The organism is Achromobacter sp. 01N37 (genome assembly GCF_056399725.1).
In genome coordinates this window covers 681,257-702,438 of sequence record NZ_JBFTRX010000001.1, presented here as the reverse complement: position 1 = coordinate 702,438, position 21,182 = coordinate 681,257, and the positions used below count along the sequence as shown (strand labels likewise).

At 66.3% G+C, this 21,182-nt stretch carries 22 protein-coding genes; 18 read left to right on the top strand and 4 right to left on the bottom strand.

Translation table 11 applies throughout. From position 1 onward, the window contains the following. Positions 1-4 precede the first annotated feature (4 nt). The 6 genes from AC1DSJ_RS03065 to AC1DSJ_RS03040 all read left to right on the top strand — a co-directional run bounded on the left by AC1DSJ_RS03065 (position 5) and on the right by AC1DSJ_RS03040 (position 6,331). Entirely contained in the window at positions 5-1,498 is a 1,494-nt protein-coding gene (locus tag AC1DSJ_RS03065) for an efflux transporter outer membrane subunit (RefSeq protein ID WP_441370989.1), read from the top strand. Between the two features lie 217 nt (positions 1,499-1,715). Then, on the top strand, positions 1,716-2,447 hold the full coding sequence (locus AC1DSJ_RS03060; protein ID WP_054421676.1) for a response regulator transcription factor: 732 nt from the start codon (positions 1,716-1,718) through the stop codon (positions 2,445-2,447). 78 nt (positions 2,448-2,525) lie between these two features. Beyond that, positions 2,526-3,008, top strand: coding sequence for a YbaK/prolyl-tRNA synthetase associated domain-containing protein (locus AC1DSJ_RS03055; RefSeq protein WP_441370988.1), 483 nt, complete (start codon positions 2,526-2,528; stop codon positions 3,006-3,008). Positions 3,009-3,060: 52 nt separating this feature from the next. After that, positions 3,061-5,040 (top strand): FUSC family protein, encoded by a 1,980-nt coding sequence (locus tag AC1DSJ_RS03050; protein ID WP_441370987.1) that lies wholly within the window; start codon positions 3,061-3,063, stop codon positions 5,038-5,040. Between the two features lie 3 nt (positions 5,041-5,043). Further along, entirely contained in the window at positions 5,044-5,817 is a 774-nt protein-coding gene (locus AC1DSJ_RS03045; RefSeq protein ID WP_441370986.1) for an NRDE family protein, read from the top strand. A 79-nt stretch (positions 5,818-5,896) separates the two neighbouring features. Next, positions 5,897-6,331, top strand: coding sequence for a flagellar hook assembly protein FlgD (locus AC1DSJ_RS03040; RefSeq protein WP_054421665.1), 435 nt, complete (start codon positions 5,897-5,899; stop codon positions 6,329-6,331). Between the two features lie 71 nt (positions 6,332-6,402). Here AC1DSJ_RS03040 and AC1DSJ_RS03035 read toward each other — a convergent pair whose 3' ends face one another. Continuing rightward, a complete protein-coding gene (locus AC1DSJ_RS03035; RefSeq protein WP_175169069.1) occupies positions 6,403-6,777 on the bottom strand; it encodes an MAPEG family protein in 375 nt (124 codons plus the stop codon). 143 nt (positions 6,778-6,920) lie between these two features. Here AC1DSJ_RS03035 and AC1DSJ_RS03030 point away from each other — a divergent pair, with 143 nt between their 5' ends. Continuing rightward, positions 6,921-7,763, top strand: coding sequence for a CPBP family intramembrane glutamic endopeptidase (locus AC1DSJ_RS03030; RefSeq protein ID WP_441370985.1), 843 nt, complete (start codon positions 6,921-6,923; stop codon positions 7,761-7,763). Positions 7,764-7,862: 99 nt separating this feature from the next. Here the strand turns inward: AC1DSJ_RS03030 and AC1DSJ_RS03025 are convergent, their stop codons facing one another. From AC1DSJ_RS03025 to arfB, 3 genes are all read right to left on the bottom strand, one after another. Continuing rightward, positions 7,863-8,915, bottom strand: a complete 1,053-nt coding sequence (locus AC1DSJ_RS03025; protein WP_054421657.1) for an alkene reductase — start codon at positions 8,913-8,915, stop codon at positions 7,863-7,865. 61 nt (positions 8,916-8,976) lie between these two features. Then, positions 8,977-9,324: an ArsR/SmtB family transcription factor gene (locus tag AC1DSJ_RS03020; RefSeq protein ID WP_054421655.1), complete on the bottom strand. Its 348-nt coding sequence runs from the start codon at positions 9,322-9,324 to the stop codon at positions 8,977-8,979. Positions 9,325-9,424: 100 nt separating this feature from the next. Next, positions 9,425-9,841 (bottom strand): alternative ribosome rescue aminoacyl-tRNA hydrolase ArfB, encoded by a 417-nt coding sequence (arfB, locus tag AC1DSJ_RS03015; RefSeq protein WP_054421652.1) that lies wholly within the window; start codon positions 9,839-9,841, stop codon positions 9,425-9,427. A 101-nt stretch (positions 9,842-9,942) separates the two neighbouring features. On the opposite strand from arfB, the gene queE reads away from it, so the two are divergent. The 11 genes from queE (at position 9,943) to AC1DSJ_RS02960 (ending at position 21,083) form a co-directional block, all read left to right on the top strand. After that, positions 9,943-10,575, top strand: a complete 633-nt coding sequence (queE, locus tag AC1DSJ_RS03010) for a 7-carboxy-7-deazaguanine synthase (protein WP_175169072.1) — start codon at positions 9,943-9,945, stop codon at positions 10,573-10,575. A gap of 28 nt (positions 10,576-10,603) precedes the next feature. Continuing rightward, positions 10,604-11,047: a 6-carboxytetrahydropterin synthase QueD gene (gene queD / locus AC1DSJ_RS03005; RefSeq protein WP_054421646.1), complete on the top strand. Its 444-nt coding sequence runs from the start codon at positions 10,604-10,606 to the stop codon at positions 11,045-11,047. 235 nt (positions 11,048-11,282) lie between these two features. After that, the gene (locus tag AC1DSJ_RS03000; RefSeq protein ID WP_054421643.1) at positions 11,283-11,759 is read left to right on the top strand and encodes a MarR family winged helix-turn-helix transcriptional regulator; all 477 of its coding nucleotides are present in this window, start codon (positions 11,283-11,285) and stop codon (positions 11,757-11,759) included. Beyond that, positions 11,756-13,819, top strand: a complete 2,064-nt coding sequence (locus AC1DSJ_RS02995; RefSeq protein ID WP_346550084.1) for an FUSC family protein — start codon at positions 11,756-11,758, stop codon at positions 13,817-13,819. Before AC1DSJ_RS03000 ends, AC1DSJ_RS02995 begins: the two co-directional genes overlap by 4 nt. Then, positions 13,816-14,028 (top strand): DUF1656 domain-containing protein, encoded by a 213-nt coding sequence (locus AC1DSJ_RS02990; RefSeq protein ID WP_054421638.1) that lies wholly within the window; start codon positions 13,816-13,818, stop codon positions 14,026-14,028. The genes AC1DSJ_RS02995 and AC1DSJ_RS02990 overlap by 4 nt, the downstream gene beginning before the upstream one ends. Positions 14,029-14,030: 2 nt before the next feature. Beyond that, a complete protein-coding gene (locus tag AC1DSJ_RS02985) occupies positions 14,031-15,008 on the top strand; it encodes an efflux RND transporter periplasmic adaptor subunit (protein ID WP_346550086.1) in 978 nt (325 codons plus the stop codon). Between the two features lie 75 nt (positions 15,009-15,083). Further along, positions 15,084-16,505 (top strand): efflux transporter outer membrane subunit, encoded by a 1,422-nt coding sequence (locus AC1DSJ_RS02980; protein WP_342066002.1) that lies wholly within the window; start codon positions 15,084-15,086, stop codon positions 16,503-16,505. Between the two features lie 163 nt (positions 16,506-16,668). After that, positions 16,669-17,502, top strand: coding sequence for a hypothetical protein (locus tag AC1DSJ_RS02975; RefSeq protein ID WP_441370984.1), 834 nt, complete (start codon positions 16,669-16,671; stop codon positions 17,500-17,502). Between the two features lie 13 nt (positions 17,503-17,515). After that, positions 17,516-19,246: a thiamine pyrophosphate-binding protein gene (locus AC1DSJ_RS02970; RefSeq protein ID WP_054421630.1), complete on the top strand. Its 1,731-nt coding sequence runs from the start codon at positions 17,516-17,518 to the stop codon at positions 19,244-19,246. 63 nt (positions 19,247-19,309) lie between these two features. Then, positions 19,310-20,287 carry a Bug family tripartite tricarboxylate transporter substrate binding protein gene (locus AC1DSJ_RS02965; protein WP_054421627.1) on the top strand — a complete coding sequence of 326 codons (978 nt, stop codon included), beginning with the start codon at positions 19,310-19,312 and terminating at the stop codon, positions 20,285-20,287. Position 20,288: 1 nt separating this feature from the next. Next, the gene (locus tag AC1DSJ_RS02960; protein WP_441370983.1) at positions 20,289-21,083 is read left to right on the top strand and encodes an SDR family NAD(P)-dependent oxidoreductase; all 795 of its coding nucleotides are present in this window, start codon (positions 20,289-20,291) and stop codon (positions 21,081-21,083) included. Positions 21,084-21,182 lie beyond the last annotated feature (99 nt).

Here is a 21,182-nt window from a genome sequence, read left to right as displayed (position 1 = left end):
CGCCATGTCCCTGCCCCCACCTTTTTCTTTACCGCACCAGCGCCCACCCCTGGCGGCGCTGAGCCTGCTTGCGCTGCTGGTTTCCGGATGCGCGGTGGGGCCTGATTTTCAGACGCCCGCCGCACCGGATGTGGCGGCGTACTCCGCGCAAGACAGCGCCACAACAAGCGGCGCACAGCAACTGAAACCCGGCGCCGATATCCCCGCGCAATGGTGGACGCTTTTCCATTCCGACGCGCTGGATCAATTGGTGCGCCAGGCGCTAGAGGCCAGCCCCACCTTGGATGAAGCGCGCGCGCGGCTGCGCCAGGCTAGTGAAGATCTGGACGCCGAGACGGGCGGCCGCCTGGCCCCATCGGTTGACGCCAACCTGTCGGGTGCCCGCAAGAAGGTGGACCCGTCCGCTTATGGCGTGCCCGTTGCGGAACCGCCGCCACCGTTCACGCTCTACAACGCGTCCATTGATGTGTCCTACACGCTGGATGTGTTTGGCGGCAACCGCCGCGCGCTGGAAGGCATGGCCGCGCAAGTGGATTATCAGTCGCACGAATGGCAGGCCGCGCGGATGTCACTGGCCGCCAACGTGGTCACCGCCGCGATCCGCCAGGCGGACTTGTCCGAACGGCTGGCCGCCACCCGCGAATTGCTGGCGGCGCAGCTGCGTCAGCAAGACATCATGCGGCAACGCGTGGCTGCGGGCGGCGTCGCGCAGGCGGACTTGAGCAATCAGGAATTGCTGGTGGCGCAAACGCGCGCCACCTTGCCGCCACTGGATAAGCAGTTGTCGCAGGCCACGCACCAATTGGCCGTCTATCTGGGCTTGCCGCCCGCTGCGCTGACGACGCCGCCGTTGCGCCTGGCCGACCTGACGCTGCCCGCCGACGTTCCCACCGGCGTGCCGTCCGCCCTGACACGGCAGCGGCCCGACATTCTGGCCGCCGAAGCGTTGTGGCATAAAGCGTCCGCGGATGTGGGCGTGGCCACGGCAAATCAGTATCCGCAGTTCACATTAACGGCCAGTTTTGGGTCGCAACGCACCAGCGTGGGCGATATTGGCAACGGCGTGAACGTGTGGAACCTGGGGCTGGGATTGGTGCAACCCTTATTTCGCGGCGGTGAACTTCGGGCGCGCAAACGCTCGGCCGAAGCCGCGTATGAAGCGGCTGCCGCGTCGTACCGGCAGACCGTGCTGGATGGTTTTCGCCAAGTCGCCGATGCGCTGCGCGCCGTGCAAACCGATGGCGAAGCCTTCGCTGCCTATGACCAGGCCTGGCGCCGCGCCGAGGACGCCGAACGCATCGCGCAAGGCCGGTATCAAGCCGGCGGCATCAGCCATCAAAGCCTGCTGGACAGCCAGCGCCAGCTGCTGCAAACGCGCATTGCACGCACCGAGGCGGATGCCGCGCGCTATGCGGATACCGCAGCGCTGCTGCAAGCGCTGGGCGGCGGCTGGTGGAACGAACCCGCGGATGCTGCGCCCGCCACTGCAACCCGATAGCGCCCGCGCGTTCAACCCCGAGTCAGAGGGGTGGCACCTTTCTCTGATTCAAACAATGTTCGACCCGATCAGGCGTGCGCACCCCGCCCGCGCGTAGCAGATGGCCCGCAATCATGTCTGAGAATTCGGGTACGAAAGTGGCGTTGTGCGACGTTTGGGAAATGGTGGTATCCGTAGCATCATGCATGCGCTCAAGCTGCACAGATCACTACGATTCATGAATGACCTACTAGACCTGATCGTCTTCTCTCCCGATCCCGACCAACGAGTGCGCCGCAGCGACGCACTGGCTGGCATGGGATTTTCGCCTCGACGCTGTGAGGACTCCAATGGCCTGTTCCGCCTGTTCCAGGCGCGCCGCACGCCTTTGTTGGTGATGGAAGCCGAATTAACCGACCTTTGTATGGCAGTCGCAGGTCTGCGCGCCATGGACACCACCGCCGGCATTGTTGCGGTCTCAACCTTCGACACGCCTGAAAACCGCATCCTGGGGCTGCATTGCGGCGCCGACGCCTGCTTTCAGCCCGACGTGGCCACCGCCGAAATCGCCGCGGCATTGCAGGCGCTGGTGCGCCGCGTTCCGGCCACGGGGCGCCGCCCGCTCGTGCCGGAGATCGAGCCGCGCGTCGTGCCCGCCGCGCCGGTCATCGCCGATGCGCCGGGAAAATGGCAATTCCACGACGCCGCCTGGACGCTGGTCAGCCCGCAAGGCACGCGGCTGTCTTTGACCTTGGCCGAGCGCGAGTTCATGCTCAAGCTCACGGCGTCCGCCGACAAACGCTTGCCGCGCAGCGACCCGCCGGGCGTGGACCCGCAAGCCGGACGCGAATCCGTCCGCCGCACCGACGTCGTCGTCAGCCGCTTGCGGCGCAAGGCGCTGGACGTGAACGTAGAGCTGCCCATCCGCACCGTTTGGGGCTGGGGCTATGCCTTCACCGGAGACATCTGAGCGCCGCTGGCGGGCGTATCATGCGACGTGCGGGGCCGCGAATTGCGGCCCCCGTCCGTCCACCTTTCTATTGCCGCCATGGAAGTCTTTGAACGCCTTCAAGCCCTGCTCGCCCAGCACCAGGTTCGCCACCGCCTGATCGAACACGCGGCGGCGGGCCGATCCGTGGAAGTTGCCGCCATACGCGGCACCGAAGTCAGCCAGGGCGCCAAGGCGCTGGTCTGCCGGGTGAAGATCTCGTCCAACGTGCGCAAGAACGTGCTGGCCGTGTTTCCGGCCGACCAGCAGGCCGACCTGGACGCCATTGCACGCGCCGCGGGCGGCAAAAAGGCGTCGCTGGCCTCGCAAGACCTGGCGCGCGAACTGACCGGGTGCGAGATCGGCGCCATCCCGCCCTTTTCCTTCAACCCCGAGCTGCACTTGCTGGTGGACCCCACCCTGCGCTTACGCCACGATGAAATCGTGTTCAATGCCGGCCGCCTGGACGCGTCCATTCTGTTGAACACGGAAGACTACTTCCGGCTGGCCGCGCCCGATGTGGCGCCGCTGATCAAGGCCTGACGCCCCCCCACCATGATGTCGCCGCCACGATGTCACCCACTCTGAAGCCGCCGTGTCCCGCTCATTCCTGACCCGCGGCGCGCGCAGCTCGAACATGCGCTGGCTGATGAGCCTGGCCCATATGGAGCCTTCGCCCGTCAGCCGATGGGTGGCGCTGCGTGCGGCGCTGGCGATCGGCTTGCCATCGGCGGTGGGCCTGGCGCTGGACCAAAGCGCGGCCGCCGCCCTGGTTGCGCTAGGCGCCCTGCCCGCCATCACCGGCGACAACGGCGGCCCCTACCGCAACCGGGCGCTGTCCATCGGCTCCACCGTATTTGGCGGCGCCTTGGGCTACCTGCTGGGCAACCTGGTGGCTGGACATGGCTTGTGGACCAGCGCCGCGATGACGCTGCTGGTGCTCATCGCCAGCCTGATCGGCACCTTCAACAACATCGCCGCGGTGGCCACGCTGCAATTCGCGGTGTACGTCATTGTGGGCGCGAGCCTGACCTCGACCCTGCCGCCCTGGCTGCCGTCGGTGCTGGTGGGCGCAGGCGGCTTGTTCGGCTTGGCGCTGACCTTGTCGGGGTGGGTGGTGAACCCCATCGCGCCCGAACGCGCCGCCGTGGCGCTGGCGTACCGCAAGCTGGCCGCCATGTTCGCCGCCATTGGCACGTCGCGCACGATGGTGGCGCGCCGCGATATGGAAGCGGCCATGACCACCGCTTACGACACCGTGCTGGCAGCGCGTGGCCGGGCGATGGGGCCATCGCCCCGGCTGGCGCGGCTGGCGGCGCAGTTGCAGGCCTGCACGCCGCTGACCAATGCCGCGCTGGCGCTGGCGCGTGCGGGCCGCGTGCTGCCGCCTGAATGTGCGCGCGTCATGAACCGCCTGGCGGATCGCGTGGAGAACGACGCTGAACCCGACCCAGGCGACGATATCGCCGCCTTGCGCCTGGCCAATATGCCGCAACTGGCAGACGCCCTGGCGCAGGCGTTGCCGTTGCTGGATGGCGCAAAGCCCGTCAACCCGGACCCGCTGGCGGGGCTTGCGCCCGTGCGGCCGCGCACGCCCTGGCGGGTGCTGGCGCGCACGTATCGGCCCGGGCCCACGACGGTGCGCTACCTGATCCGGCTGGCGCTGTGCCTGATCGCGGCGGAAGCCGTGGCGATGGCCGCATCGCTGCCCCGGTCGTACTGGGTGCCGCTGATTGTCGTGGTCATCTTCAAACCGAACTTTGGGTCGGTCTTTGCGCGCGCGCTGCAAAGCTGCGGCGGCAGCGTGGTGGGCGTGGCCATCAGCGCGACCGTGCTGGCCGTGGACCAGAGCGGTGTGGCCAGCCTGCTGACGGTGGCGGCGCTGGCCGCGTTGCTGCCCTGGTCCATTCGCCGCAACTACGGTTTGTTCTCGGCCATTCTGGTGCCCATCCTGATGCTGTTGATTGGCGCCCTGCAACCCGGCACCTGGACCATCGCATTGGCCCGGCTGGTGGATGTAGGCGTGGCGGCCGGCATTGTGCTTGTGGTGGGATACCTGCCCTGGATACGCATCGAACGCAGCAACCTGGACCACGCCGTGTCCGCGTCGATGGACACCTTGGCGGCCTATCTGAACACCGTATTCCAGGCCGATCCGGCCAACCGCCATGACCTGCGCGCTCGCGCCTATGCGCGGCTGTCTGACCTGCGCATCGCCTTGCAGCGCGGGCTGTCTGAACCGCGTCTGGTCAGCCGCCGCGCGCTGGCGTGGTGGCCGGTCGAGGTGGCGCTGGAACGCGTGGCCAACGCCATCTCGGACACCGCGTGGTCGTGGCCGGAAGGCCAGACGCCGCCCAGCGCCGCCGAAGTTGCGCAATTGGCCGACGCCTTGCACGCCATGAGCGTCGCCGTCGACCAAGGCGTGGCCATGCCCGTCACCGCCATCACCGCCCCCTCGCCCGCGCTGGCCGATGTGGCCGCCGAAATCGAAGCCTTGCGCGCCGTGCTGGCCGGGCCGGATTTTGCAGCCGCCCCCGGCGCTGGCGCCCCCAAACACCCCGTCCACCAGGTCTGAACCATGTGTCTTGCCGTATTGGCCCTGCATGCCTTGCCGGGCATCCCCGTCTTGATCGCCGCCAACCGCGATGAATTTCACGCGCGTCCCACGCGCCCCGCCGCGCAATGGGATGACGCGCCGGCCATCTACGCGGGCCGCGACGGCTTGGCAGGCGGCACCTGGATGGGCGTGACCACGTCGGGGCGTTTTGCGCTGGTGACCAATTTCCGCGAGCCCGGCAAACACCTGAACCCGGCGCCGTCGCGTGGCGCGCTGGTTGAAGATTTTTTGCGCGGCACGGCCTCGCCTGCCGATTACCTGGCGAGCACGCACGCTGTTGATCAGGCGTACAACGGCTTCAACCTGATCGTGGGCGACACGCGCGAAGCCTGGTATTTGAGTAATCGCAATGGTGGCCCGCGCGCGCTTGAACCCGGTATCTATGCGCTGTCCAACCACTTGCTGGACACGCCGTGGCCCAAGCTGGCCCGCACCAAGGCGGCGTTCACGGCCGTGTTGGCGCAGTCACCCCAGCCCGATCTGCCTGCGCTGTTCGACGCATTGGCCGACCGCCAAGCCGCAGACGATGAAGACATGCCCGCCACGGGTCTGCCGCGAGATCGCGAAAAACTATTGAGCAGCCCGTTTATCGTCAGCCCCGACTATGGCACTCGCAGCTCCAGCGTCTTGGCGCTCCATGAAGGCGGCGCCGGACAGCTGGATGAAAGGGGCTTTGCGCCTGACGGCACGGTCAGCGGGGAAAGCCGGCTGACCTTTGATTGGCAGGCCGCATAACGCGGCGATATGCTGGGCAAGCGCGAACTCCCGGGCGGCATGCCAGTCGAAATCCTCAGGTCCTTATCAGGAGACCCTTATGAACAAACGCATTGAACGCTGTACCTTGGCCGCCATGATGGCGGTGGGCAGCATCGCACTGGCTGGCGTCTTGTCGACCGCGCAAGCGGCGTTGCCGCCCGTCAAACATCAGGGCACGGTGCAGTACGTAAGCGGCGGCATCGGCATTGACGAATCGGAAGCCATGAAGGCGGCCGCCAAGGACTATCCGCTGGCGCTCACCTTCGCCGCGCAACGCGACGGCAAGGCGGACTATGTGGCCAGCGTCGGCGTCGCCATTCATGACGCGCAGGGCAAGGAAGTCTTGAAGGCCACGTCCGAAGGCCCGTACATGCTGGTCAAGCTGCCGGCAGGCGCTTACAAGATTTCAGCCACCTATGAAGGCAAGACGCAGGAACGGGCGGTGACGGTACAGAACACCGGCACCGCCCGCGCGACGTTTGAGTGGAAATAAGCGAGTGGAAATAAGAGCACGCACGTCGGCGAGGGGCACCGCCCCCGCCGCGTAGCAAAAGCGCTGGTGCGTCAGACGCCCGAAAACAGGATGGCGATCACGAAACCCACGCTGACCGCCCAGACCAGCGAGCGCAGCGCGCCCCAGCCCGCCAGGTACATGGCGATGTAGCCCAGCCGTACACCCAGCCAGCACGCCATCAAGGTGGCAACATGCGCAGGCGGCGCCTGGTTGTACAGCGCGAACAACACGGCGGCGTAGAAGAACGGCAGCGCCTCGAAGGTGTTGACCTGCGCCGCGTTGGCCCGCGCACGCCAGCCTTGCTGACGGGCCAGCCACGCCCGCGGATCGTTGTTGTCGTACTTGTTGCCGCCCGCCTTGGCAAGCAGCGCCGACACGAACGGCAGAATTGCCGCCGCCAACATCAACCACGCGATCATTTTCATTTTGACTCCCGGTGCTGGCGAACAATCGGGTCCGCCGGATACATGGCGGGCCTGCGCCGCCGCTGCGGCATGGTCGCCTGAAAGCGGCGAAATGAAAAGCCTGCACGTAAACTCTGCGCTTTGCCTTCGCATGCTTGCCTTCCATGCCCTTGCTTAGCCCCTGGTCTGCGCTGTTTCTTTCCGCCGCCCTGCTCTGGCCGCCTGCCACGCGCCGCTGGGCGCTGGCGCCGTTGGCGGTGGCGTGGGGGTGGGCGTTGGCGGATGGAGTGATCGACCCGGTGGCGCTGATGGCGCCAGCGCTGTTGCTGCTGGCGGCCGTGTGCGTCCGGCCGGCGGCACCTGACGCGGCCCGCGCGGCCGGGCATGTGTTGTTTCTGCTGCTGGCTGCGGCGCTGTTCCTGCATGGGCTGCCGGGGTTCCACAACCCGCAGGTCATCGCCCCCGCGCCGCTAAGCCCGGACGCGGTGCCGTTCGGCATGTACCTGAACCTGGACAAACCGCTGGTCGCGTTCTGGGTGATGCTGGCGCTGGCCCCGCCGATGGCAGGCGCATCAGGGCGCGCAACCCTCGCCGCCGCCGTGCTGGCGGGCGCGGTGCTGGTGTGTTTGGGATTGGGGTTGGCGTTGAACGTGGTGGGCTGGGCGCCCAAGTGGCCTGAACCTGCCTGGATCTGGCTCGTCAACAACGCATTGCTGGTCACGCTGGCCGAAGAGGCGCTGTTTCGCGGCTATGTGCAGCAGCAGTTGTCGATGTGCTGGCGCCGCCATGCCTGGGGCGGCTGGGCGGCGCTGGCGATTGCCGCCGTGCTATTCGGACTGGCGCATTACGCGGGCGGCTGGCAGTGGATGTTGCTGGCCAGTTGCGCGGGCGTGGCCTACGGCGTGGCGTATCGATACGGCGGACTTGCCGCCGCCGTGCTGGCGCACCTGGGCTTGAACGCCGCGCACTTCGGCTTGTTTACGTACCCGATGCGCGCGGTGTTCTAGGGCCGAACCGGCACGGGCTAACGCGGCCCAAGTGCCGCTAAGCGGCCCGAGGAGGCCCGACGTCCCCCGAAGCGGCCGGCGTTGGCGCTCGTTGGCGCTTCAGGGCAGCGCCGGATAGTCCGTGTAACCCACGGCGCCTTGCGCGTAGAACGTGGACGAATCCGGCGTGTTCAGCGGCGCGTTCAATTCAAAGCGGCGCACCAGGTCCGGGTTGGCGATGTATTGCACGCCAAACGCCACGGCATCGGCACGGCCGGCGTCGATGGCGGCTTCGGCGGATTCACGCGTGAACCCTTCGTTGGCGATGTACACGCCGCCAAACGCGGCCTTCAGCTTCGGGCCCAGGCTATCTTCGCCTTCGTGTTCGCGGGCGCAGATGAATGCGATCCCGCGCTTGCCCAGTTCGGTAGCCACGTAGGTAAACGTGCCGGCCAGATCCGAATCACCCATCGTGTGCGCATCGGCGCGCGGCGACAGATGCACGCCCACACGGCCCGCGCCCCAGATTTCCACGCACGCATCCACCACTTCCAGCAGCAGACGGGCGCGGTTTTCCAGGGAACCGCCGTACTGGTCGGTGCGATGGTTGGTGCTGTCTTGCAGGAACTGGTCCAGCAGATAGCCGTTGGCGGCATGCACTTCAACGCCGTCAAAACCGGCTTCCTGCGCCATCTTCGCGCCATGGCGATAGGCTTCGAGCACGCCCGCCACTTCGGCCGTTTCCAGCGCACGCGGGGTGACGTAGGCGCGCTTGGGGCGCACATGGCTGACGTGGCCGCCGGCCGCAATCGCGCTGGGCGCAACGGGCAGTTCGCCATTCAGGAAGATCGGGTCGGAAATGCGGCCCACGTGCCAGAGCTGCGCAGCAATCAAACCGCCCTTGTCGTGCACGGCGGCGGTGATCTTGCGCCAGCCCTTCACTTGCTCGGTCGACCACAGGCCCGGGGAATCGGCATAGCCCACGCCCTGCGGGGTCACGGAGGTGGCTTCGGTCAGAATCAGGCCGGCGTCGGCGCGCTGGGTGTAGTACTCCAGCATCAAGTCGTTGGGTACGCGGCCTTCGCTTGCGCGCTGACGGGTCAGCGGGGCCATGATGATGCGGTTGCGCAGCGTAAGGTCGCCGACGCGCAGGGGGTCAAACAGGGAGCTCATGCAAAATCCTTCCGTCCCGGATCACGGGGCGCTGGGGCCGCGGCCAGGGGCCTGCGGCTGACTACATATCCTGATTCAATTGCCGCAAAAACGCGGCAATCACGGGTTCATTGCGACGGAAAAATACCCACTGCCCCACCTTCGTCGACGTGATCAGGCTTGCACGCTGCAAGACGGCCAGGTGCGATGACACGGTGGACTGTGACAAGCCGCAGCGGTCATCGATGTGGCCCGCGCACACCCCATGTTCAAAGGTGTGGCCGGGGCGCTCTTCGAAGTACGCCTGCGGTGTCTTCAGCCACGCGAGAATGTCGCGCCGCACGGGATTGGCCAGCGCCTTGAGGATGGCGTCGGCGTCAATGCCCGGCAGGTTGCCGGTCTGATCGGTCGGTGAAGAGGATGCGGTCATATTGGTATATCGCAATTTATCGAATCATATATCGTGAATGCTCGATATATAGTCATGCCCCTGTGCGAATTGGGGTTTTTGCTTTGCAACACGGGAGAGATCAGTCCCCCTGCACCCGGCCACGCAGCCGTTTTACCTCGCCGTGCTGGACCTTGCGCTGCACCCGGCGGCGCTGGGAAGAACGGGTCGGTTTGGTGGCGCGGCGCGGTTTGTCGACCTGAATCGCCGCCCGCACCATGCCGATCAGGCGCTCAATGGCTTCGGCCCGGTTTTTTTCCTGGCTGCGAAACGACTGCGACTTGATGACGATGACGCCCTCTTTAGAGATGCGGTGGTCGCTGACGGCGCACAGCGCGTCCTGGACCTCGGGCGGCAGGCTGGAGGCGCGCACGTCAAAACGCAGGTGCACGGCGCTGGACACCTTGTTGACGTTTTGCCCGCCCGCGCCCTGGGCGCGGATCATGGAGAACGTCAGGTCGCGCTCGTCGATATACAGGGAATCTTGAACATGAAACATGGGCGCGAGTCTATACCAAGTAAAATAATCCGCTTTTGCTTTAATCCGCTTTTGCGTGAACTTACGGCGTCCGGCTCTGCACCACGCCATTACTCCCCCCTATGACCTACTCCGCCAAAGAAATATTCAAGACCCTGCAAGGCGAAGGCGCCCATGCGGGCCGCGCGGCGGTGTTTTGCCGGTTTGCGGGCTGTAACCTCTGGACCGGCCGCGAAAGCGACCGCGCCAGCGCCGCCTGCACGTTCTGTGACACCGACTTCATCGGCACCGACGGCGAAGGTGGTGGCAAATTCACCACCGCCGAGCTGCTGGCCGACGCCATCGCCGCATCCTGGGGCCCAGGTACGGAAGACCGCTACGTGGTCTTCACGGGCGGCGAACCGCTGCTGCAACTGGACGACGCGCTGCTGGCCGCCGTCCATGCGCGCGGCTTCACCGTGGCCATTGAAACCAATGGCACCGTCAAGCCGCCCGAGGGCATCGACTGGATCTGCGTCAGTCCCAAAGGCACCGCGCCGCTTGTCATTGAACGCGGCAACGAGCTGAAGCTGGTCTACCCGCAGCTCAATGCCCTGCCCGAAGCCTTTACGCATCTGGATTTCGAGCACTTTTTCCTGCAACCCATGGACGGCCCCACGCGCGTGAAGAACACCGAGCAAGCCGTTCAATACTGTATGCAGCACCCGCAATGGCGGCTCAGTTTGCAGACTCACAAATACATAGGCATTCCATGATTTACCCGAACGCGCGGCGGAGCACGCAATGATTTCCGTGACCCGCAGGCTGGAATTCGACGCCGGCCACCGCATTCCCGATCACCGCAGCCAGTGCCGCAACCTGCATGGCCACCGCTATGTGCTGGAAATCACCCTGACGGGTGACATCGTGCAAGCCCCCGGCGAATCCGACAACGGCATGTTGATGGACTTCTCCGAAATCAAGCACATCGCCAAGACCCACATCGTGGACGTCTGGGATCACGCGTTCCTGGTGTTTGAAGGCGACGCCGCCGTGCGCGGCTTTTTGGACACCCTGCCCGGCCACAAGACCGTGGTGCTGGACCGTATTCCCACGGCCGAAAACCTGGCCAAGATCGTGTTCGACACGCTGGCCCCGCACTATCACGGCCACTACGGCGCCGACTTGCGCCTGTCGCGCGTGCGTCTGTATGAAACGCCCAACTGCTGGGCGGATTGCAACGGGTAGTTGAAGGATTGCGCGCAATGACGTGGCCGGTTTCTGGCCAGGGGGTTCTGGCCCCATCTGTTGCGCGCATTCCCCCTGGTGCGCTGGCCGTCAGCGCCGCCCGGCAGGGCCGCACCGGCCCCGTTTTTCCACCTATGGAAAGACCCCCTCCTATCTAGCCAATTGAAAAAATCAATGGGGATATTCGCCATTTTCAATTATTAGTAAGCTAATAGATAGGATACAATCTATCTCCATGAACACGCCTTCCGACTCCCAACTCATGGCCACCACCGCAAATCTGATGGTGCTGTCCCGCGCCTATCGTGGCGCCGCTGATAAAGCGCTGGTCGACTACGGCCTGTCGCAAGCGACGGCCTGGCCCGTCATCCTGGCTGGCCGCCTGGGCGACGGCGTGCGCCAAGGCGCGCTGGCCGAGGCGCTGGGCGTCGAAGGCCCGTCCCTGGTTCGTGTGCTGGATCAGCTGGTGGCCGCCGGCCTGATGGAACGCCGCGAAGACGCGCACGACCGCCGCGCCAAGACGTTGCACCTGACGCAAGCCGGCCATGCGCTGCGCGCGCAGGTCGAAGACGTGCTGGTGGAATTGCGCCGCCGCCTGTTCAGCGGCGTCAGCGAAGCCGACCTGGAAGCGTGCCTGCGCGTCTTCGATGCGCTGAAAGTGTCCCTGGGGCGCGGCACCGCAGGCGGCCATCAACAGGACAATCAATCGTGAAATTGCCGAACGTCCGCGAAACCATCTTTTCGCTGAAGAGCTACCTAAGCGCCATCATGGCGCTTTATCTGGCCTACAGCATGGGTTTGCCGCGTCCGTTCTGGGCGATGACCACCGCCTATGTCGTGGCCCAGCCCTGGTCGGGCGCCGTGCGCTCCAAAGCGCTGTACCGACTCGTCGGCACCTTCTTCGGTTCGGCCGCCACCGTGTACATGGTGCCGCGGCTGTCGAATTCGCCCGTCATCATGACGGGCGCCATGGTGTTGTGGGTAGGCGCCTGCCTGTACATGTCGGTGCTGGACCGCACGCCGCGCTCGTACCTGTTCATGCTGGCCGGCTACACCGCCGCGATGATCGGCTTTCCCAGCGTGACGGACCCTTCCCTGGTGTTCGACACCGCACTAGCCCGCGTGGAAGAGATCAGCCTGGGCATCGTCTGCGCCACGCTCGTCCACAGCATTGTGCTGCCGCGTGGCCTGGCGCCCGCGTTGACGCTGCAACTGGACAAGGCCGTGCGCGATGCGCGCAACTGGATGCACGACACGCTTAGCGGGCAGAACGCCGAACAGCGCGACCGCGACCGCCGCGTGCTGGCCAACGACATCACGCAGCTGCGTCTCTTGTCCACCCACGTGCCGTTTGACACTAGCAACCTGCGCTGGACGTCCGGCGCGGTGCGCGCCATGCAGGACCAGATTTCGGCGTTGACGCCCGCCGTCTCGGCCGTGGAAGACCGGCTGCGCGCCTTGCAAGCGAACGATCAGCCGCTGCCGGAACCCGTGTCTACGCTGCTGAACGACATCTCGGAATGGATCAATGCCGGCGCCCAGGCCTCGCACGAAACCGCCGTGCAATTGCGCGCGGCCGTCACCCGCCTGACACCCGCCATCGACAGCCATTCCACATGGCGCGACGCGCTCTTGGCCAGCCTGATGACGCGGCTGCGCGAGTTGATCGACACCTATGACGAATGCCTGGCGCTGCGCCGCGAGATTCGCGCCGGGCTGGAAGGCGCGCCGCTGCGGGCGCCCATGCGCACGCAGCGTTCCAACCGCGACCCGAACGCCGCGCTGCACCGCGACCACGGCATGGCGCTGTTGTCGGCCCTGGCCGCGGGTGTGGCCATTTCAGTGTGCTGCGCGTTCTGGATCGGCACGGCCTGGAGCAACGGCGCGACTGCCGCGCTGATGGCCGCCATCTTCAGCTGCTTCTTCGCGTCGCAAGACAATCCCGTGCCGGGCATCATGCAGTTCCTGACCTACACGGTGTATTCGATTCCGCTGTCGGCGCTGTATCTGCTGGGCATCATGCCCGCCATCCATTCGTTTGAAATGCTGGCGCTAGCGATGCTGCCGACCGCCTTCGTGCTGGGTATTTTCATCGCCCGCCCCGCCAGCGCCGGCAAGGCCATGGCGATGCTGTTCGGCTTTCTGGGCACGATGGCGCTGCAAGACACCAACACTGCCGACGTCGTCTCGTTCATCGACACGCAAGTCGCGCAGTGCATGGGCGTGGCCACGGCCGCCATCATCGCCGCCATCTTCCGCACGGTCAGCGCCGACTGGAGCGCCCGCCGCATCCAGGCCGCCAACTGGAAGGAACTGGCGACCTTGGCCAGCTCGCCGCGCGCGCCTTCCCGCCACACCTACACCGCGCGGATGCTGGACCGCATCGGCCTGTTGCAGCCGCGCCTGGCGCTGGCCCAGCGCCCCGATGATCTGGTTGCCGCCGACGCGCTGAAAGACCTGCGTGTGGGCCGCGACATCACCGAGCTGCAACGCGCGCGCCGCCATCTGCCGATCGCCGAGCCCACGATACAGCCGGTGCTCAATAGCCTGGCGCAGTTTTTCCGCGCACGTTCATCGTGGCGCATCGGCGAAAAAACGCCGGAGTTCCTGGCGCAGATCGACCGCGCCTTGTCCAGCGTTGCCGCCACCCCGCAAGGCCTGGCCGCGCGAGACCGCGCCGTGGTGGCCCTGGTGGGCATCCGCCGCGCCTTCTTCCCCGACGCGCCCGACTACCAACCCGCCCATCCCGCCATGGAGGGCCACGCATCATGATCGGCGAATTCAATCTCTACGGTATTTACTTCCCTTGGCTGCTGGTGCTGGGCGTGGTCACGCTTGGCGTGGCCTGGGCGCTGCGCCGCGTGCTCGCGCGCGCCGGCCTGTACCGCCTGGTGTGGCACCCCGCGCTGTTTGATCTGGCGCTGTTTGTGGTGCTGCTGTATGGCGTCTCCCTGATTTCCCCTTATTTTCTCCAGAGATAGGTATGAAACTCCCCAATGCTCTTCGCCCTGCTGCTATCGGCAAGTTCGCGGTGACGGCGGTTGTCGTCGCCGCCGCCGCTTACGCCGGCTGGCAGCTCTGGGTGCACTACGAAGTTGAACCCTGGACGCGCGACGGCCGCGTCAAAGCCTATGTGGTCCAGGTGGCGCCCGACGTGTCCGGCCTGGTGACCGCCGTGCCCGTACACGACAACCAGGACGTCAAAGCCGGCGACCTGCTGTTTGAAATCGACCGTGCCCGCTTCCAGCTGGCGTTCGATCAGGCGCAAGCCTCCGTGCGTTCGCAGCAAGTGGCGCACGACCAGGCGCTGCGCGACGCCAAGCGCAACCGTTCGCTGGGCCAGTTGGTGGCCGCCGAAGCCGTTGAACAAAGCCAGACCAAGGTGCAGCAGACCGAAGCCGCGCTGGCTCAGGCCGAAGTGCAGTTGAACACTGCCCGCCTGAACCTGGAACGCAGCCGCGTGCTGGCCGCAAGCGATGGCCGCATCACCAACCTGGACTTGCGCGCGGGCTCGTACGCCACCGCAGGACACGGCGTGATGGCGCTGGTAGACGCCGGGTCGTTCTATGTCGAAGGCTATTTCGAAGAAACCAAGCTGCCCGGCATTCATGAAGGCGACCCCGTCACCGTGACCTTGATGGGCGACTCGCGCCACATCCGCGGCCACGTGGAAAGCATCGCCATGGGCATCGCCGACCGCGACCGCAGCACGGGCGCCAACCTGCTGCCCAACGTGAACCCGACGTTCAACTGGGTGCGCCTGGCGCAGCGCATTCCGGTGCGCGTAAAGATCGACGACGTGCCAGAGGGCGTGCGCCTGGTGGCGGGCCAGACGGCGACGGTGTCGGTCGACCCGAAGCCTGTGCAGGCGGCCCAGCAAGACACCTCTCCTGGCACCACTCCGGCCACGACCCAGAGCCCCTCGCAACGCGCGGCGCCCGACACGCCTCCGCCGGCCTGATCGCCTGTTTTTCCGCAACCTGATTTCTGACGATCTATTTTTCAACCCTCTTATCAACGCCAAGCCGTACCTGCCATGAACACCAAACACCTTCTGCCGCTGATGCTGGCCCTTGCGCTGGCCGGATGCACCACCGTGGGCCCTGATTACCAGGTGCCGGCCGGGTCGGTCGTCCAGCGACAGGCGGCCCAGGGTGCGTTCCTGGAAGCGCAGGCGGGCGTGTTCCAGCAGCAGGCGGTGTCGGGCCACTGGTGGCGTTTGTATAACGACCCGGTGCTGGACGGCCTGGTTGAAAAAGCGTTGTCGGCGAATACGGACTTGCGTGTGGCCAGCGCCAACCTGGAACGTGCGCAGGCCGCCGTGCAGGAATCGCAGGCACAGCAGCAGCCGACCATCGGCGTGAACGCGTCGCCCACGTTTGGCCATGTGTCGGGCTTGCAAGAGCTGCAACCGGGCATTGATCCCCCCAGCCGCTGGTCGTACTCGGCGGGCGCCAGCGTGTCGTACCAGCTGGACCTGTTCGGGCAAATTCGCCGCGCCATCGAAGCCGCCAGCGGCGACGCGCAGGCCGCGCAAGCCGCCTACGACGCCACGCGTGTGACGGTCGCCGCCGAGACCGCGCGCGCCTACGCCAACATGTGCGCGGCCGGCATGCAGTTGGCGTCGGCGCAGCACTCGGTGCAGGTGCAAAAGGAATCGCTGGATGCCGTCAGCCGCCTGCAACGCGCAGGCCGTGGCACCACCTTGGATGTGACCCGCGCCCGCAGCCAGCTTGAACAACTGCAAGCCAACCTGCCGCCCTTCCAGGCGCAGCAACGCACCGCCTTGTATCGCCTGGCCGCACTGACGGGCCAGACGCCCAACGAAATTCCCGCATCGCTGCTGCAATGCGCCGCCGCGCCGCGCCTGACCGACACCATCCCCGTGGGCGATGGCGCGTCGCTGCTGCGCCGCCGTCCCGACATCCGTCAGGCCGAACGCACGCTGGCCGCCAGCACGGCACGCATCGGCGTGGCCACGGCGGACCTCTATCCGAAGATCACGCTGGGCTTGTCCGGCGCATCGGGCGGCCCCGCTTCGATGTTTGGCGACCGCGGCACGTTCGGCTGGAGCGTGGGCCCGCTGATCTCGTGGACGCTGCCGAACACCGGCGCGGTGCAGGCCCGCATCGCGGAAGCCGAAGCCAACACCAAGGCCGCGGTGGCGCGTTTTGACGCCACGGTGCTGAACGCCTTGCGCGAAACGGAAAGCGCGCTGGTCGTCTACGCCCGCCAGCTGGACCGCAATGCGTCGTTGCGCGCCGCCCGCGACCAAAGCGCCGAAGCCGCTTCGCAAGCGCGCCAATTGTTCCAGTACGGCAAGACCGACTACCTGACCGTGCTGGACGCCGAGCGCACCCTGGCCACCAACGAAAGCGCGCTGGCCGCCTCGCAGGCGGAACTCAGCAGCGACCAGATCGCCGTCTTCCTGGCGCTGGGTGGCGGCTGGGAAAAGTAAGCCGCAGGCCGGCAATGTCGTTTCCATAATATGGATATGACATTGCCCGCGGGAAATGGCCGCCCGTAGAATTGTCTCATCGCTGATTTTTATAACTATCAATGAACCGCGTGGCGCAGCACATTGCGCCAGAGCGGTTCAGGCAATGAGACAAATCCATAATATGGAATACCTATCAGGGGCGGCGGGTGCGCGCGTCCTCGACAGCATCACCAAACTGACGCCCGACGATGCGGGCCGCGTTGTGATCGCGGGGTCGCACGGCGGCCGCTACGCGGCCTATTGCGCGGCACGCGGCAACGTACTCGCCGTCATCCTGAATGACGCCGGGGTGGGCTGGGAACAGGCCGGCATTGCGGGCTTGGCAGATTTACAGCAATGGGGCGTACCCGCCGCCACGGCCGACTACCGCAGTTGCCGCATCGGCGACGGCGCCGACATGGCACGCCACGGGGTCATCAGCCACGCCAATGCCCTGGCGCAAGCGCTGGGCTGCCGCACGGGTATGGCCGTCGCCGACGCCGCCCTGGCGCTGGGCCAAGCGCCTGCCGGCCAGGCCCGGCCCGCCACGCAGCAAGAATCCCGCTCCATTTTCAAAGCCGCTGCCGATGGCACGCCGCTGGTCATTGGCGCCGACTCCGTATCGCTGGTGGATGCCGCCGACGACGGACGCATCGTGGTCACGGCCTCGCATGGCGAGCGGCTGGCGGGCCTGCACACCGACGGCGTGAAAGCCGCACCGCGTCTTGTGACCTTCAACGACGCCGGTATCGGCAAAGACAGCGCCGGCATCGGCCGGCTGCCGCTGCTGCAACAGCGCGGCATCGCAGCGCTGACCGTGTCGGCCTACAGCGCGCGCATCGGCGATGCCCGCTCGTGCTACCAGGAAGGCGTGATTTCCTGCGCGAACGCACGCGCCCGCGAATGGGGCTGCCGCGTTGGCACGCCGCTGAAAACTTTTATCGACGCCCTGCTGAACGGGCGCGGCACTTACTAGGAGCATTACCCGCATGTCGGAAAAACTGGAAATCACGGGCGGCGAAGCCATTGCACGCATGTTCGCCGCGCACGACGTGGGCTTGATGTTCGGCATGGGCGGCTTTCAGCTGCTGCCGTTCTACGACGCCGTGCGGCGCCTGAAGCTGAACCACAACCTGATCAACGACGAGCGCTGCGCCGTGTTCGCCGCCGATGCCTACACCAAGGTCAGCGGCCGCCCCGGTGTCTGCGACGCAACCCTTGGCCCCGGCGCGACCAATCTGGTCACCGGGCTGGCCGAAGCCTATAACGCCGGCACGGCGATGGTGGCGCTGGTAGGCGATTCGCACCGGATGCATTCGTGGAAGAACATGACGCAGGAAGCGCGCCAGCTCGAGGTGCTGCGGCCGGTGGTGAAAGACGTGCTGCGCGTGGAAAAAATCGAGCGCATCCCGGAACTGGTGCGCCGCGCGTTCGCGGTGGCCACCAGCGGCCGGCCGGGTCCGGTGGTGCTGGATGTGCCGGAAGACATTGCGCACGAGGTTCACGCCTTTGATGCCGACGCCTTTTTTTCCAGCGCCAACTACCGCCGCGCCCCCGCCCTGCGCTGCCGCCCTGCCGCCGACGATCTGGCGCAGGCCGCCAGCATGCTGGCTGGCGCCGCCCGCCCGCTGATGCTGTGCGGCGGCGGCGTACACATCAGCGACGCGGCCAACACCGTGCAAGCCTTCGCCCGGCAATTCAACATCCCCGTGGCGCACACGATGAGCGGCAAAGGCGCAGTCGCCTGCAACGATCCGCTGAACGCCGGCCTGTTCGGCCGCTACAGCCGCATCGCCAACGACCTGATCGCCAAGGCCGATTGCCTGTTTGTCGTGGGCTGCAAGCTGGGCGAAGTGGCCACGCGCCGCTACGACCTGCTGTCGGCGGGCACGCCCATCATTCATTTGGACATCGTGGCCGAAGAGTTCGATCGCACCACCACGCCCGCCTTGCGCTTGTGGGGCGACGTGCGAGCCACGCTGGAAGAACTGGGCGAACGCCTGGCCGCCCAACCCGCGTCCGCGCAAGGCCGCCAGGACTACGTGGATGAAGTGGGCCAGGCCATGCACACGTGGCGCGAATCCGTGAACGGCAAGCTGACGTCGGCCGACAGCCCCATTGGCATGGCGCGCCTGATGCATGAGATCAACGCCGCGCTGCCGGAAGACGGCATTCTGGTGGCCGACGGCGGCTTCGCCGCGCACTGGGGCGGCCTGCTGTTCGACACCAAGCGCGCGGGACGCGGCTTTGTGCCGGACCGCGGATTTGCGTCAATCGGCTATGGCATCCCGGGCGCCATCGGCGCCGCGGCCGCCGCGCCGGGGCGGCAAGTCGTCAGCCTGACGGGCGACGGCGGCTGCAATATGTCGTTGGGCGAGCTGGAAACGGCCGTGCGCATGGGGCTGGCGTTTACGCTGGTGGTCGTCAACAACGCCGCGTCGGGCTACATCAAGGCGCTGCAACATCTGATGTACGGCAGCGGCAGCTACCAATCGTCCGACCTTGTGGAAACCAATTACGCCAACGTGGCGCGCGCGCTGGGCTGCCAGGGCATCCGCGTGGAAGACCCGGCCGACATCCCCGCCGCGCTGGCCCAGGCCTTCGCCTGCAAAGACCGGCCGACCATTCTGGACGTGGTGGTCACGCGCGACCCCGCGCACATGCTGCCGGGCGTGGACAGCCGGGCGGCCAAGATCAAGCCGGGCGACCGCATCGCCTGACCCGGGACATAACAACAAAGCGGCAACGCACACCACAATATCGAAGCGAGGAGACAACCCATCATGAAAGCAAAAACCTGGATGACGCTGGCAGCCGCAACGCTGGCCATGACGCTCACTGGCGCGGCCGGGGCGCAAAGCAGCTACCCCGACCGGCCGATTCGGCTGATCGTGCCCTTCCCGCCTGGCGGCACGTCGGACGTGGTGGGGCGCATCTTTGCCGAAGCGCTGGGCAAGCAGATCGGCCAAACCGTCGTGGTTGAAAACCGGGGCGGCGCGGGCGGCACGGTAGGCTCGCGTGCGGTCGCCTCCGCCGCGCCGGACGGCTACACGCTGCTGCTGGGCACGTCCAGCACCAATGGCACGAACCCCGCCGTGTACAAAAATCTGCCCTATGACGCCATCAAGGACTTCACACCCGTCACGCAGATCATTCGCGTGCCTGGCGTGATCGTCGTGAACAAGAACTTTCCCGCCAAGGATTACGCGTCGTTCGTGACGCTGATCAAAGGCGCGCCAGGCAAGTATTCGTATGCCTCGTCCGGCAACGGCGGCGCCACCCATATGGCGATGGAATACTACAAATCGCTGTCCGGGCTGGACATGATGCATGTGCCGTACCGCGGCACCGGCCCGGCGCTCAACGATGTCATCGCGGGCCAGGTGCCTATTTTGTGGGACACGGCGGCCTCATCGATGGCGCACATCCAGTCAGGCAGCGTGCGCCCAATCGTGGTGGCGGCCAAGGCGCGCCTGCCGCAATTGCCGGATGTACCCACGTTCGCCGAAGTGGGCCTGCCCGACTACGACGCTGAAATGTGGAACGGCCTGCTGGCGCCGGCCGGCCTGCCGAAAGACATTCTTGCCAAGCTGAACGACGCATCGCGCAAGGCCTTGGCCGATCCCGATGTGCAGGCCAAGTACGCCGGAGTGGGCGCGTATGTCGTCGCCGATAAACCCGACGCGTTTGCCGCGATGATTCGTGACGATGTGGCCAAGTGGAAAAAGGTGGCCGACTTCGCGCACATTTCGGCGGAATGACATGGGCCAGCGCTTGAAGGATAAAGTGGCGCTGGTGTTCGGCGCCGGCTCGTCAGGCCCCGGCTGGGGCAACGGCAAGGCGGCAGCCGCCCTGTATGCACGGGAAGGCGCGTGGGTGTTCGCGGTGGACGTGCGCGCAGACGCCGCCGAAGAGACCCGCCGCGTCATCGACGCCGAGGGCGGCCGCTGCGTGGCGCTGACAGCCGACGTGACCGATTCCGCGCAGATTCTGGCGGCGGTCTCGGCGGTGCTGGCCACGGCCGGACGCATCGACGTGCTGCACAACAATGTCGGCATCACAGAAATGGGAGACCCCATCGAGGCCAGCGAGGAAAGCTGGCACCGCGTGCTGGACACCAACCTGACCGGCGTGTTCCTGACGTGCAAGCACGTGCTGCCCGCAATGGTGGCGCAAGGCGGCGGCAGCATCGTAAACATCTCATCGCTGGCGTCGATTCAGGTGAACACGTATCCGTACACGTCGTACTACGCGGCCAAGGCGGGGCTGAACCACCTGACCCGCTCGCTGGCCGTGCGGTATGCGCCCAACAACATCCGCGTCAACGCCGTGCTGCCGGGCGTGATCGATACGCCGCTGATCTATGCGCAGATCGCCGGGCAGTTTGAAGACGTGGATGAGATGCGCCGCCGGCGCAACGCCGCCAGCCCCATGGGACGGATGGGCGATGCGTGGGACGTGGCGCACGCGGCGCTGTTCCTGGCCAGCGATGAAGCCAAGTACATCACCGGCGTCTGCCTGCCGGTGGACGGGGGCAAGGCCTGCGCCGGACGCTAGCCCGCGGGCGCTAGCCCCATGGCATGGGCTTCAAGGCACCAGCGTCAAGGCGCCGGCTTCAAGGCAGCGGCTTCAAGGCAGCGGCGTCAAGGCAGCGGC